The organism is Chryseobacterium sp. CFS2 (assembly GCF_036543225.1).
GTDB lineage: Bacteria > Bacteroidota > Bacteroidia > Flavobacteriales > Weeksellaceae > Chryseobacterium > Chryseobacterium culicis_A.
The window spans coordinates 109,650-122,988 of the sequence record NZ_JAZHQU010000008.1 but is presented as its reverse complement, the minus strand read 5'-3'; the positions used below and the strand labels follow the sequence as shown (position 1 = coordinate 122,988).

Annotated in this window: 14 protein-coding genes and 1 riboswitch; of the genes, 9 read left to right on the top strand and 5 right to left on the bottom strand. The window is 37.3% G+C overall.

Going from position 1 to position 13,339, the window contains the following annotated elements; genetic code table 11:
- Positions 1–89: 89 nt before the first annotated feature.
- The 5 genes from ODR02_RS18270 to ODR02_RS18250 form a co-directional block, all read right to left on the bottom strand.
- Entirely contained in the window at positions 90–971 is an 882-nt protein-coding gene (locus ODR02_RS18270) for a cbb3-type cytochrome c oxidase N-terminal domain-containing protein (RefSeq protein WP_209786718.1), read from the bottom strand.
- Positions 972–980: 9 nt separating this feature from the next.
- Entirely contained in the window at positions 981–1,181 is a 201-nt protein-coding gene (locus ODR02_RS18265; protein WP_103232097.1) for a cbb3-type cytochrome oxidase subunit 3, read from the bottom strand.
- A gap of 17 nt (positions 1,182–1,198) precedes the next feature.
- The gene (gene ccoN, locus ODR02_RS18260; RefSeq protein WP_209786719.1) at positions 1,199–3,460 is read right to left on the bottom strand and encodes a cytochrome-c oxidase, cbb3-type subunit I; all 2,262 of its coding nucleotides are present in this window, start codon (positions 3,458–3,460) and stop codon (positions 1,199–1,201) included.
- Positions 3,461–3,481: 21 nt separating this feature from the next.
- Positions 3,482–3,694 carry a cbb3-type cytochrome oxidase assembly protein CcoS gene (gene ccoS, locus ODR02_RS18255; protein WP_209786720.1) on the bottom strand — a complete coding sequence of 71 codons (213 nt, stop codon included), beginning with the start codon at positions 3,692–3,694 and terminating at the stop codon, positions 3,482–3,484.
- A 109-nt stretch (positions 3,695–3,803) separates the two neighbouring features.
- A complete protein-coding gene (locus ODR02_RS18250; protein WP_209786721.1) occupies positions 3,804–6,182 on the bottom strand; it encodes a heavy metal translocating P-type ATPase in 2,379 nt (792 codons plus the stop codon).
- Positions 6,183–6,270: 88 nt separating this feature from the next.
- On the opposite strand from ODR02_RS18250, the gene ODR02_RS18245 reads away from it, so the two are divergent.
- The 9 genes from ODR02_RS18245 (at position 6,271) to ODR02_RS18205 (ending at position 13,335) form a co-directional block, all read left to right on the top strand.
- On the top strand, positions 6,271–6,984 hold the full coding sequence (locus ODR02_RS18245; protein ID WP_209786722.1) for a Crp/Fnr family transcriptional regulator: 714 nt from the start codon (positions 6,271–6,273) through the stop codon (positions 6,982–6,984).
- A 61-nt stretch (positions 6,985–7,045) separates the two neighbouring features.
- Complete coding sequence (panB, locus tag ODR02_RS18240; protein ID WP_047381678.1) at positions 7,046–7,861, top strand: 3-methyl-2-oxobutanoate hydroxymethyltransferase; 816 nt, start codon at positions 7,046–7,048, stop codon at positions 7,859–7,861.
- Between the two features lie 3 nt (positions 7,862–7,864).
- Entirely contained in the window at positions 7,865–8,182 is a 318-nt protein-coding gene (locus ODR02_RS18235; RefSeq protein ID WP_209786723.1) for a hypothetical protein, read from the top strand.
- Between the two features lie 11 nt (positions 8,183–8,193).
- Positions 8,194–8,871: an RluA family pseudouridine synthase gene (locus ODR02_RS18230; protein ID WP_209786724.1), complete on the top strand. Its 678-nt coding sequence runs from the start codon at positions 8,194–8,196 to the stop codon at positions 8,869–8,871.
- A gap of 21 nt (positions 8,872–8,892) precedes the next feature.
- On the top strand, positions 8,893–9,735 hold the full coding sequence (locus ODR02_RS18225) for a hypothetical protein (RefSeq protein ID WP_309512988.1): 843 nt from the start codon (positions 8,893–8,895) through the stop codon (positions 9,733–9,735).
- Between the two features lie 106 nt (positions 9,736–9,841).
- Positions 9,842–9,937, top strand: a riboswitch (TPP riboswitch).
- Between the two features lie 58 nt (positions 9,938–9,995).
- Positions 9,996–10,202 carry a sulfur carrier protein ThiS gene (thiS, locus tag ODR02_RS18220; protein WP_105684220.1) on the top strand — a complete coding sequence of 69 codons (207 nt, stop codon included), beginning with the start codon at positions 9,996–9,998 and terminating at the stop codon, positions 10,200–10,202.
- Positions 10,203–10,226: 24 nt separating this feature from the next.
- Positions 10,227–12,038, top strand: a complete 1,812-nt coding sequence (thiC, locus tag ODR02_RS18215) for a phosphomethylpyrimidine synthase ThiC (protein ID WP_209786726.1) — start codon at positions 10,227–10,229, stop codon at positions 12,036–12,038.
- Positions 12,035–12,622: a thiamine phosphate synthase gene (locus tag ODR02_RS18210; protein ID WP_309512987.1), complete on the top strand. Its 588-nt coding sequence runs from the start codon at positions 12,035–12,037 to the stop codon at positions 12,620–12,622. The genes thiC and ODR02_RS18210 overlap by 4 nt, the downstream gene beginning before the upstream one ends.
- Positions 12,598–13,335, top strand: coding sequence for a hydroxymethylpyrimidine/phosphomethylpyrimidine kinase (locus ODR02_RS18205; RefSeq protein WP_309512986.1), 738 nt, complete (start codon positions 12,598–12,600; stop codon positions 13,333–13,335). Before ODR02_RS18210 ends, ODR02_RS18205 begins: the two co-directional genes overlap by 25 nt.
- The last annotated feature ends 4 nt before the right edge of the window (positions 13,336–13,339 follow it).

Below are 13,339 nucleotides of genomic sequence, written 5' to 3'. Positions count from 1 at the left end.
TAGGTTTTAAAAAAGAAAAAACATAATTCGTTACTATTTTAATCTAATAACAAATTATGTTTTTTTCATATGTTTTCTAATTTTTTAAATTATTCTTTTTCCCAATGCGCTTCAGTTCCTTGAGGAGCTGCTCCTCCTTGAGCTTGAGTCACTGGTGGTTGTTCCTGATTGATGTGATATACATATGCTGCAATCTTTTCAATCTCTGCACCTGAAACTTCTCCGTTTTTACCGAATGCTCTCATCGCAGGGTTAGTAGGAGAACCATTCCAGTCCATGTGGAATACGTTTTTAAATAACGTTTTCTCAGGCTGGTTGATCCAGTAGTTATCAGTAAGGTTTGGTCCGATACCTCCACTACCATCTTCTTTGTGACAAGATGCACAGTTTGTTTTGAATAATTCTTTACCTTCTGCAATGTTATCAGCTGAGTATTTAGCTGTTTCAATCGTTACAGGAGGCTGGTTTGCTTCAAATTCTTTGATGCTTGCCATTTGTTCTTTATATTCTTTTTCATATTCGCTTAACGGGTGAGCGAAGTCTGTGAAAGAGTATGCTGCAATATATACAATACAAAAAGCGGTCCCAAAATAGAATAAACCTACCCACCATTTTGGTAACTGGTTATCCAGCTCCATGATTCCATCGAAACCGTGGTCAATAAGGATATCTTTTTCTTCCGTTTCAGATTGCTTTTTGAAAGCTGCATCATACATTCTTCTCAAGAAAGGTACTTTCTTTTCAGCTAAGTAAGCTGCTTTCTCTTCCGGAGATAATTTTTTGAATTTGTTGTTCTCAATCAGGTCTCCAATAGCACTATGAATATAGGCAAGGATACCAGCGATCACAACTGTTCCCCAGAAGTAAGGCGAAGCTAGGAACGCGTAGCTTTGTACAAACAAATAATAAAAAACTATTAAAAGTCCTATTATTATTAAGATGTTTACGACAACAGGTGTTCTTTGTTTCATAAAAATAGTTTAATTTTTTAAATTAAAATTGTCATCCTCATCATCCCCAAGTGGTGCCTCTTCCTCTTCTTTGTAATATTTTTTAGGCCTGCTAAAAACATAGATTACCAGAGCAACGAAGAAAAGCATAAAGAAAATCAGAGCCAACGTCTGGTAAAAGCCAGCGTTTTCTGTATTGGATAATATATCTTTAAAGTTCTGAGGAATCATATGAACCTTTTAATGTTTTAGTTATTACTTGCTGTTTTGATTTCAGTTGTTTTGATATCAGTTCCTAATCTTTGAAGATAAGAAATAAGAGCTACAATTTCTTTTTTCTCTAGTTCTCCCTGAGGTCTCTTTGCATAAGCCTGCTTAAGGTCATTTGCTTCAGAGAAGATATCTTTTACAATTTTTGCTGATTGGTTATTAGCCCATTTGTCTGCAGAATCGATTTGAGCCTTAGTATAAGGTACATCGAATACATTTTTCATCAGCTTCATTTTGTCTACCATCTTAGTTCTGTCTAAGTCAGTAGCAATTAACCAAGGGTAACGAGGCATGATTGAACCAGCAGAAGTAGATCTTGGGTTATACATGTGCTTGTAGTGCCAAGAACTTGGGTTTTTACCACCTTCTCTATGTAAATCCGGTCCTGTTCTCTTAGAACCCCATAGGAATGGTCTGTCGTATACGAATTCTCCAGCTTTGGAGTATTGTCCGTTCTTACCGTTGAATCTTGTGATCTCATCTCTGAACGGTCTGATCATCTGAGAGTGACAAGCATTACATCCTTCACGGATATAAATATCTCTACCTTCAAGTTCAAGCGGTGAATAAGGCTTCACTGCAGAAATGGTAGGTACACTTTTCTTAAGAGATAGTGTAGGGATAATTTCAATTGAACTACCGATAGATATTGTAATGAAAGATAAAATACCTAGTAATACAGGAGTTCTCTCTAACCAAAGGTGAGTTCCTTCTCCTTCTTTTCTGTTCTTGCTGATGTTTGCCAATGCAGGAGCTTCAGCAGGAACTTCTTTCTGGAATGATCCTTTTCTTACCGTAGCAATTACGTTTACGATCATTAAGATAGATCCTGAAATATAGAATAAACCTCCTACGAATCTCATTTTAAAGTAAGGAATAATTGCCGTTACAGTATCCAACCAGTTTTTCCATAATAATGTTCCATCCGGGTTGAATTGCTTCCACATTAATCCTTGTGTAAATCCTGAAATATACATTGGTACTGCATAGAAGATAATTCCTAAAGTACCTAACCAGAAATGCCAGTTAGCTAATTTTACAGACCAAAGTTTTGTTCTCCACATAATTGGTACCAAATAATAGATAACCCCGAATGCCATGAAACCATTCCATCCAAGAGCTCCTAAGTGTACGTGACCGATAACCCAGTCCGTAAAGTGACCAATTTTGTTGATGTTTTTAGTTGCCAAAAGCGGCCCTTCAAACGTTGCCATACCATAACAAGTAACAGCTACTACGAAGAACTTAAGGATAGGATTTTCTCTTACTTTATCCCAAGCTCCTCTTAACGTAAGAAGACCATTTAACATTCCTCCCCAAGATGGTGCAATAAGCATGATAGAGAACCCTGTTCCTACCGCCTGAGCCCAAGCTGGAAGAGCTGTATACTGAAGGTGGTGAGGACCAGCCCAGATATATACGAAAATTAATGACCAGAAGTGAATAATAGACAGTTTATAAGAGAATACCGGTCTGTCTGCAGCCTTCGGAAGGAAGTAATACATCAAACCTAGAACCGGTGTCGTCAATACGAATGCAACCGCATTGTGACCATACCACCACTGTACAATAGCATCTTTTACCCCTGCATATGCTGAATAAGATTTCCAGCCTGTGAAAGATAAAGGTACTTCAAGGTTGTTGAAGATGTGAAGCATTGCTACTGCAATCCATGTACCGATGTAGAACCAGATGGCTACATAAAGGTGTCTTACTCTTCTCTTCGAAATAGTCAGGAACATATTGATACCAAAAATGATCCATGAGAATGCGATCAATATGTCGATCGGCCACTCGTGTTCAGCATATTCCTTAGAGGTATTGATCCCCATAAAGAACGTAACGAACGTAGCAACGATCATAAACTGCCAAGTCCAGAAATGTAACCAAGACAAGGTGTCACTGTACATTCTTGTTTTTAATAATCTTTGTAATGAGTAATAAATACCCGTGTAAACGATGTTACAAACGAATGCAAAGATTACGGTATTGGTGTGCAACATTCTGATTCTACCAAAACCAAATGCACCATGAGTGTTTATTAACCCTTCAATATTACCCGATGCCAAACTTTTAATGGTTGTGTCATCTGTCCCGAAAAAGAATTCAGGTAATTCAGGGTAGAAAAGCATTAATGCCGCCGTAAGCCCGAACGTAAATCCAATGAGACCGAAAACTAAGGTCGCATAAAGGAACGCACGGACAATACTATTGTCATAACTAAACTTCTGTGTTTCCATATCAACTATTCACTATTTTTCTCAATTTTTATTATTTTCTCCTATTTCTTTCTCGTCTTTATTTTTGTCGCCAGTTTCATCATTTTCTTTGATTTTTTCATCATCAAAAAGGATTCTGACAGCAGGAGATTCATCATCTTCAAACTGTCCTTTTCGGGCATACACTATAAATACGACCAAGAAAATCGCAGCTAAAGAAACACTGCAGAGGATCATTAAATATAGAATATCCATTGGACAACAAAATTAACCTATTTTCGGGGTTCAAATTTAGTGAAAAATAATGACATTCATCACGAAATGCCGATTTCAGCTAATTTAAAATCAGTCTAAATAAGGGCTTTTACGCCTGTTTTTTGAAATGTTTACGACCTAATATCCAGGTTGAAAGTGTAGTAAAGGTAACCACCGTGATCGAGCTGATTGGCATGATGATTGCAGCAAAAAGCGGATGCATATGTCCTGTAACAGCGTAACTTAAACCAACGATATTGTATAGGAAACTGATTATAAATGTCATTTTCACAATGGTGATAGAGCCTTTGCAAACGTTCAGGTAATGGTCAAGAGTTACCACTTTATCACCGTTCATAATGACATCAGAAGATGGGGTGAAACTATTGGTGTCGTCTGCAATAGCAATTCCTACATTACTTTGTTTTAAAGCTCCTGCATCATTAAGACCATCTCCAAGCATAGCTACTTTCATATGCTGATCCTGAAGGTTTTTGATATAATTCAGTTTGTCTTCCGGGCTCTGATTAAAGGCCATTCCTTTGTAATTCGGGATAAGCTCTTTCAGCTGGTTTTCTTCTGAGGAATTGTCTCCGCTCAGGATAAATATTTTGTAGTGGGTGAGTTTTGTGAAAAGTTCTCTCAGTTTCGGGCGGTACTCGTTTTTAAAGATAAACTTACCTAAATATGCACCGTTTTTGCTGATATAAACTGCTGTTTCAAGGTTTTTAGGCTCCTGGTTGTTATAACGGGCAGAACCAATTTTATAAAGATTTCCTCTTACGCTGGCTTCATATCCTTTTCCGGAAATTTCAACATAATTCTCTACCGGAAAATAATCATCATTTACTTCAATGAATTCATACAATGATTTTGAAAGCGGGTGATTGGAGTTCTTTAATAATGTTTTAATATTCAGAGAATCAAATTCATTAATTTCATCTCCCTCGTATTTGATATTGGATTTCTTTCTGTGGGTAATCGTTCCGGTTTTGTCAAAAACAATGGTATCGAGCTTCGCGATTTTTTCAATCGTTAAAGTATCTTTTACGTAAAACTTATTTCGACCTAAAATCCTCATAATGTGTCCGAAAGTGAACGGTGCAGACAACGCAAGAGCACAAGGACATGCAATGATCAGGATGGCTGAAATAACCTGGAACATTTTATTTAAATCAATAAAATACCAATATGTTCCGGCAACTAAAGCGATACCTAAAATGATGAATGTGAAATATTTACTGACGTTATTTGTTAACGTGTCAAGTCCTGTTTCGTGTTTTTTAAATGCTTCTTTATTCCAAAGCTGGGTTAAATAACTTTGGTCTACGTTTTTAATCACTTCAAGCTCTAAAGAAGATCCGATCTGTTTTCCTCCCGCGAAAATTTTATCTCCGGGTTGTTTGCTGATGCTTTCGCTTTCTCCGGTGATGAAACTGTTATCAATATTACCTTCTCCGTTGATCAAAATTCCGTCAACAGGAATGATTTCCTGATTTCTAACTAAAATTCTATCACCCACTTTTATTTCAGACAGTAAAATATTATCCTGTTTTCCTTCGAAATCAACTTTCGTTACGGCGATCGGGTAGAAAGATTTGTAATCTCTGTCATAGGAAAGAGCATTGTACGTTCTTTTCTGGAAAATTTTCCCTAGAAGCATGAAGAATAAAAGTCCGCAAAGGGTATCGAAATATCCTGGACCATAATCTGTTACCACTTCATAAATACTTCTTCCGTAAAGAACAAAAATTCCTAAAACAATCGGCACATCAATGTTGACGATCTTGTTTTTTAAACCATACCATGCAGATTTGTAATAATCTGAAGCTGAGTAGAAGACCACAGGGGTTGCAAGAAGGAATATTAAAGTTCTGAATAAACCTTTATAGTGTTCCATCCAATAATCTTCTCCTCCGATATATTCAGGAAAGGCAAGGAACATTCCGTTACCGAAAGCAAAGGCTGCAATGGCAAATTTTACTAATAAAGACTTATCGAGATGATCTTCATTTTTATCGGCAGTTTCAAGGCTGATAACGGGTTTATATCCAAGATTGGTTAAAAATTTAGCGAGTTCGCTTAATTTCAGATCGTTATGATTGAATGAGATCTGTAAGGTCTTCCTTGTAAAGTTGACCTGCGAATATTTGATGTGGGTATTTAAAGTATGAAGACTTTCCAATAGCCAGATACAGGAAGAGCAGTGAATTACAGGGATTTTGAATGTAACAAGACTGGTGCTTCCTTCAGAAAAATCAGTAACTTTTTCAAAGATTTCCGGCGTATCCAGATAGTCAAATTGAGTAGAATTTTCATCATTCGGACGAATTCCCGCTCCTTTATTAAGCTCATAGAAATTGCTTAAATTATTTAAATTTAGAATTTCGTAAACAGACTTACATCCATTACAACAGAAAGTCTTTTCATTAAATAAAATTCTCTCTTTTTCTATCCCTTGACCACAATGAAAACAGTTCTCGCTCACCCCATAAAATATTGAACTACAAAATTATAACAAATTTTTTTGTTTATCGTGTTAAAAAGTTCTATTTTTGTGATAAATATCATATAAAATGCCGCAGGAACAACAGATAGCAATTGAAGAGAGGTTCGCCAGAGTTTTTAATGATAAATCATTTAAAGAAAGACTTTCTAGCGCAGATTTTGAAAAATACATTAATGGCAAAAAGAAACTGAGTTTTCAGAAACATGATACCATTTTCGAGGATGGTGAAACTCCAAAAGGAGTATATGTTCTGGAAAAAGGGGCTGCCAAACTTTCAAAATCAGGAGCATTCGGGAAGGATCAAATTTTAAGATTTATCAAAGAAGGGGATATCATCGGCTATCGTTCTTTGCTTTGCGGGGAAAATTTCCAGGCCAAAGCAGAAGCAATGACAGATATTGAATGTGTTTTCTTACCAGCGGATATCTTTATGTATCTTTTGGAAGTAGACCCACAGCTGTCTTTCGTAATGCTTCAAAAAATTTCTTACGAATTAGGAGAATCGTCCAATACCATTACTTTCCTTGCCCAGAAGACGGTAAGAGAAAGACTGGCAGAAATACTGCTACTTCTGGAGCAGAAACTGGGGGTAGATCCTGAAGGTTTTATCAAAATCTCATTAACAAGGGAAGAAATTGCCAATATTATCGGTACTGCTACAGAAAGTGCCATCCGCCTCATCTCGGAATTCAAGCAGGATAGTCTGATTGAAGTGGACGGAAGAAATATCAAGATTTTAAACCACGACAAACTCATGAAACTCGGTCACGTAGTTTTATAAATCATACAAAAACTTAAGTCGGCTGAAGGCCGACTTTTTAACTTTTAAAAATAGATAAATTATGTCTGTTCACTCTGAAATTAAAAAAGTTACGACTGAAACCTTGCGTAAGATGAAATTCGACAAGGAAAAAATAACAATGCTTACAGCCTATGATTTTACCACGGCAAAGATGGTAGATGCAGGTGGAGTAGATGCTATTTTAATTGGAGACTCTGCAGCGAATGTAATGGCTGGTTTTGAAACTACATTGCCTATTACGCTGGATCAAATGATCTATCATGCCCAAAGTGTGGTAAGAGGAACCGACAGAGCTTTGGTGGTAGCAGATTTACCTTTCGGAACTTATCAGAGTAATCCTGAAAAAGCATTGGAATCTGCGGTAAGAATGATGAAGGAAGGTGGAGCACATGCTGTGAAAATTGAAGGCGGAAAGGAAATTTCCAAGTCTATTAAAAAAATTATCAATGCCGGAATTCCGGTAATGGGACATTTGGGGCTAACACCACAGTCCATTTATAAATTCGGAACGTATAAAGTAAGAGCTAAAGAAGAGGCAGAAGCTGAAAAACTGATTGCGGATGCACAGCTTTTGGAAGAATTAGGCTGTTTTTCTGTCGTATTGGAAAAAATACCTGCAGAATTGGCGAAAAAAGTTACAGAAAGCATTTCTATCCCTACCATCGGAATCGGTGCCGGAGCAGATTGTGACGGACAGGTTTTGGTATATCATGATATGGTAGGAATGAACAAGGGATTCAGCCCGAAATTCTTAAGAAGATATCTTGACCTTTACACGGAAATTACAGGAGCCGTTTCTCAATATGTAAAAGATGTGAAGAATGTAGAGTTTCCCAACGAAAACGAAAGTTATTAATCCATGCAGAATCAACAACAATCTATCCAGGGAATATTATCTATCGCAGCTTTGATTTGCCTTGCTGTAGGATGGTTTAATTTATTTTCCCCGGAAATCAACCATTTACTTTCAAGAAAAGTTTTTTATGTTCTGATAGGAGCCAGCTTCTTTATTCAGGCGCCATTGCTTACTAACAAAAACTTTGTCTATGCTATGTATGCTGCCGCTGCCATCTGTGTATTGGGAGCATTCATTCCGGAAGATTCAAAACTTTCTGCACTAAAAACAGTAGGACTTCTGGCAGGAATTATCCTTTCATTATCCAATAGAAGAAGATAGACGGAAGAAATATGAAGGAGCAGATTATATATGAAGATAACCATCTTCTGGTGATTAATAAAAAGGTAGGTCAGCTTGTACAGGGTGACAAAACCGGAGATGAATCACTATTAGAATCCATCAAGAACTTTATAAAAATAAGAGATGCTAAGCCGGGAAATGTTTTTCTCGGCTTGGTTCATCGTATAGACCGTCCTACATCCGGGCTGGTAATCTATGCAAAAACCTCCAAAGCGCTTTCCCGTCTTACCCAAATGGTGAAAAACCGTGAAGTGAAAAAGACCTATTGGGCGGTTGTAGGAAAAGAAATGATCCCACAAAGCCAAAGATTGGTCCATTACCTGAAGAAAAATGAAAAAAACAATAAAGCCATTGTTTTTCCGAAAGCGACTGAAGGCGCAAAAGAAGCCATTCTGACTTATCATGTGATCAAAACATTAGACAATTATTTGTTGCTGGAAATTGACCTTGAAACAGGAAGACACCATCAGATCAGAGCACAATTATCTAAAACAGGAATTCCGATCAAAGGCGATCTGAAATATGGAGCTTCACGTTCCAACCCGGATGGAGGAATTAATCTTCATGCAAGAAAGCTGGAATTTATTCATCCCGTTACCAAAGAAAATATTGAAATTACAGCTCCGGTGCCGCAAAATGATGCGATCTGGAGAGCTTGTGAAGAATAAGCATATCATAACAACTATACCATGAAATTCAAATCACTTTTATTAGCCACATTGCTGGTTATGGCATCTTGTTCAGACAATGATGAATTGCCGGTTGATCATTCGCAACAGACGATTACTGAAAATACTAGTAAAATATCGTGGAATTATCCTGTTTTGTCACCTGTCTTTAATGGATTGGAACAAAATTATATGTTTGAATATGATGCTCAGGGAAGAATTAGTAAAAAAACAGGAGGAATTTTGAAGTCTACAGGAGCTTCGGGGGCTCCGGACCGATTTACAAATCTGATTTATACTAAAATATCTTATACGGGAAATACAGCTGTTGTAGGAAGCTACAGCTCAGATCCATCATTTAATGTTCAGTTGAATGAAAGGAAATTTGAATTTGATAATCAAGGTAGAGTTGTTAAAGTAGTTATTCCACAGGTTAATAATTCATATATGGATAAGTATTTGACCTATACTTATGATACTTCAGGAAAATTAATTGAGATTTTAACTGAATATCCTAATGTTCCCTACGATCCGACTGACCCTCAAGATTATATTTTGACCTACGTAGAAAAGTTTATTTATAATAATTCAGGAAATTTAGAAAAGGCAACTAAAACTGAAAAGCATAATAATATTGATGCTTATATTACGAATGAAATTACATTTGATAACTTTGATGCTGCACAAAATCCATTTAAGAATTTAGGTATTTTTGAAGATTATTTCTATTTGTCATTATCAAAAAATAATCCTCAAAGAATGATCTCAAAAGAATATAAACCTTATAGTTCCGAATTTTTTCTGAGCCAATCAAATTGGACTAATCAATATAATTCTGATGGAAGCTTGAAGCTTTTTTACTAAAGAACTATTTAAAATAAAAATGAAGACTGTCTCAAAACCGAGATGGTCTTTTTTCATTATAAGCAAAAATCAATTTTGCTTATTTCAAAATAATGTCTAACTTCGTTCCCAACTTTAGGGGTGTCTGTATCAACAGACTGAGACTTTACCCTTTGAACCTGATCTGGATCATACCAGCGTAGGGAAAAGTAGATGACTTTTGCTGTACATTCTATTGTACAATAATGGCCATTCCTAAAGTATATTTAAAATTATTAGGAATGGAACTTATAATCAACCACACCCGAAAAACATTTGATGTACTTCCTGAAAACCTGGAAGCATTACTGGCTATTGAGCTACCCGGAAAGAAAAAGGGTATTGCTGTAGCCCTCAACAATCGCATTATTCCCCTGTCAGTCTGGGCGGAAACCATCCTTAACAATAACGATTCAGTTTTAATCATTACTGCCACTCAAGGCGGTTAATTTTCATATTTAATACCAATACTTATGGCTCACTCCATTACATGTTCGCCATTTCCGAACTCAAAGAAAATCTATGTTGAAGGAACATTACACCCTATCAATGTAGCAATGCGTGAAATACAGCTTAGCCCAACCAAACTTAGCAATGGCGGCTTTGAACATAATGCTCCGGTAACCATTTACGACACTTCAGGACCTTATACTGACGAAAATGCAGTTATTGACATACAAAAAGGACTTCCGAGAATCAGAGAACAATGGATTCTGGATAGAAATGACGTGAATATTCTGGAAGGAATTACCTCAGAATACGGAAAAGCCCGTTTAGCAGACCCACGTCTTGATGAACTGAGGTTTTCCTATGACCATAAACCTAAAGTGGCGCAGGAAGGAAAAGAAGTTACCCAGCTTTATTATGCAAAACAGGGAATCATTACTCCGGAAATGGAATACGTAGCGATCAGAGAAAATCAAAGAATTGAACAGCTTGATTCCGTATCAAAAGAAATGGCTTTTCAGCATCCGGGACACAGCTTTGGAGCGAATACTCCGAAAAGTAAAATTACTCCGGAGTTTGTAAGAGACGAAATTGCTGCCGGAAGAGCAATTATTCCTAATAATATCAATCACCCGGAAAGTGAACCGATGATTATCGGAAGAAATTTTCTGGTGAAAATCAATGCCAATATCGGAAACAGTGCCGTTTCATCCAGTATTGAAGAAGAAGTAGAAAAAGCGGTTTGGGCTTGCCGATGGGGAGGAGATACTATTATGGATCTTTCAACCGGAAAAAATATTCACGAAACAAGAGAGTGGATCATCAGAAACAGTCCGGTTCCAATTGGTACCGTTCCTATTTATCAGGCATTGGAAAAAGTGAAAGGAGTTCCCGAAGATCTGACATGGGAAATTTTCAGAGATACTCTGATTGAACAGGCAGAACAGGGCGTTTCTTACTTCACTATTCATGCTGGTGTCTTGTTGAGATACATCCACTTAACCGCTAAAAGAGTAACCGGAATTGTTTCCAGAGGAGGATCAATCATGGCGAAATGGTGTTTGTTCCATCATAAAGAAAGCTTCCTGTATACTCATTTTGAGGAAATCTGCGAGATCATGAAGAAGTATGATGTAGCTTTCTCTCTGGGAGATGGGCTTCGTCCCGGATCTATTGCAGATGCCAATGATGCCGCTCAGTTTGCAGAACTGGAAACTTTAGGGGAACTGACAAAAATTGCATGGAAGCATAACGTACAGGTAATGATCGAAGGCCCGGGCCACGTTCCGATGCATATGATCAAAGAAAACATGGAAAAACAGCTGGAAGAATGCCATGAAGCTCCATTTTATACTTTAGGTCCTTTAACGACGGATATTGCACCAGGTTATGATCATATTACCTCAGGAATCGGGGCGGCGATGATCGGTTGGTTTGGCTGTGCGATGCTTTGTTATGTAACACCAAAAGAACATTTAGGTCTTCCGAATAAAGATGATGTAAAAGTTGGGGTAATTACTTATAAACTGGCAGCCCATGCGGCAGACTTAGCAAAAGGTCATCCGGGAGCACAGTACAGAGACAATGCATTAAGTAAAGCCAGATTTGAATTCAGATGGGAAGATCAGTTTAATCTTTCATTAGATCCAGAGACGGCAAGAGCTTATCATGATGAAACACTTCCGGCAGAAGGAGCAAAAATTGCCCATTTCTGTTCTATGTGCGGACCGAAATTCTGCTCAATGAAAATTACTCAGGAAATCCGTGAGTCTGCAGAAAAAGGAATGCTGGATAAGTCTCAGGAATTCATTGAAAAAGGGAAAGAAATTTATATATGATTCTCGTTATCACTCCTGAATTGATTGTCCCGAACGAAACAGGTTTTATTAATCAGATGTTTCAGGAAGGACTAGACCTTCTTCATATCCGTAAACCATGGATTACTCGAGATGAAATGATTGAGTTTATCAGCCAAATTGATGACATTTTTCATTCACAGCTGGTATTGCATACTCATTTCGATCTGGGGAAAGAATATAACATTTCAAGGTTTCATTTCAGGGAGATTGATCGGAAGGAAGAAGTATACAAGCCTTTTGCAGAAGAAAATATCATTTCAACTTCAGTGCACGATATTGCAACATACAATACTTTGGACAAAGAATGGGATTATGCTTTCATAAGCCCGTTCTTTCCTAGTATATCCAAAAAGGGTTATGGACTGGATTCTACTATTAAGCATGAAGTAGCACAGCGGAACAATCCGGATGTAAAATTGATTGCTCTTGGTGGAATTGACCAGAATAATATCCACGAAGTTTTTGAAACAAATGCAGATGGAGCAGCTTTGTTAGGGGCCATCTGGGAAAATGAAGAACCTTTAAAAGTATTCAAAGAATGCAGGAACGTCCTTATGTCATAAGTATTGCGGGTTTCGACCCTAGCGGAGGAGCAGGTTTGCTATCAGACAGTAAAACCTTTGAACAATCGAAAGTGATGGGACTGGGAGTGTGTACAGCATTGACATTACAAACCGCTTCCCAATGCCTGAGTCTGGAATGGCGTCCTGTAAAAGAAATCACAGAAGCGATTCAGGTGCTGATGGAGAATTACCCGGTTTCAGCAGTGAAAATCGGAATTGTAAAAGATGCAGAATTTCTAAGTAAGATTATAGAAACGGTTAAAGAAAGCAATTCTGAAGTAAAAATCGTTTGGGATCCTGTTCTGAAAAGTACTTCCCAATTTACTTTTTTTGATCTTGAAACACTTCCTCAATTAAAGAATACGGTTAATAAACTTAGTTTAATAACTCCCAATTATAACGAATACAGTGTTTTAAAGGAAAATAATCTTTTACCGGATACTCATCAATGTGCATTACTGATTAAAGGTGGCCATAGAGAAGATCACTTAGGAACGGATGTTTTAGTTGAAAATGAAAACGAAACTATTTTACTTCCGCGGGAAAAAAATACAGCATATTTTCCTAAACATGGTTCCGGCTGTGTTTTATCTTCTGCCATCGCAGCAGAGCTCGCCAAAGGTGAAAATAGGGAAACGGCCTGCCGGAATGGGAAATCATACATTGAAAAATTTTTAAAAAGCAATCCCACTTTACTGGGAACGCATTCATAGAAAA

Excerpts from the sequence above, each read along its gene's own strand:
- ODR02_RS18270 (WP_209786718.1), bottom strand. The coding sequence starts at position 971 with ATGAAACAAAGAACACCTGTTGTCGTAAACATCTTAATAATAATAGGA.
- ODR02_RS18265 (WP_103232097.1), bottom strand. The coding sequence starts at position 1,181 with ATGATTCCTCAGAACTTTAAAGATATATTATCCAATACAGAAAACGCT.
- ccoN (WP_209786719.1), bottom strand. The coding sequence starts at position 3,460 with ATGGAAACACAGAAGTTTAGTTATGACAATAGTATTGTCCGTGCGTTC.
- ccoS (WP_209786720.1), bottom strand. The coding sequence starts at position 3,694 with ATGGATATTCTATATTTAATGATCCTCTGCAGTGTTTCTTTAGCTGCG.
- ODR02_RS18245 (WP_209786722.1), top strand. The coding sequence starts at position 6,271 with ATGCCGCAGGAACAACAGATAGCAATTGAAGAGAGGTTCGCCAGAGTT.
- panB (WP_047381678.1), top strand. The coding sequence starts at position 7,046 with ATGTCTGTTCACTCTGAAATTAAAAAAGTTACGACTGAAACCTTGCGT.
- ODR02_RS18235 (WP_209786723.1), top strand. The coding sequence starts at position 7,865 with ATGCAGAATCAACAACAATCTATCCAGGGAATATTATCTATCGCAGCT.
- ODR02_RS18230 (WP_209786724.1), top strand. The coding sequence starts at position 8,194 with ATGAAGGAGCAGATTATATATGAAGATAACCATCTTCTGGTGATTAAT.
- ODR02_RS18225 (WP_309512988.1), top strand. The coding sequence starts at position 8,893 with ATGAAATTCAAATCACTTTTATTAGCCACATTGCTGGTTATGGCATCT.
- thiS (WP_105684220.1), top strand. The coding sequence starts at position 9,996 with ATGGAACTTATAATCAACCACACCCGAAAAACATTTGATGTACTTCCT.
- thiC (WP_209786726.1), top strand. The coding sequence starts at position 10,227 with ATGGCTCACTCCATTACATGTTCGCCATTTCCGAACTCAAAGAAAATC.
- ODR02_RS18210 (WP_309512987.1), top strand. The coding sequence starts at position 12,035 with ATGATTCTCGTTATCACTCCTGAATTGATTGTCCCGAACGAAACAGGT.
- ODR02_RS18205 (WP_309512986.1), top strand. The coding sequence starts at position 12,598 with ATGCAGGAACGTCCTTATGTCATAAGTATTGCGGGTTTCGACCCTAGC.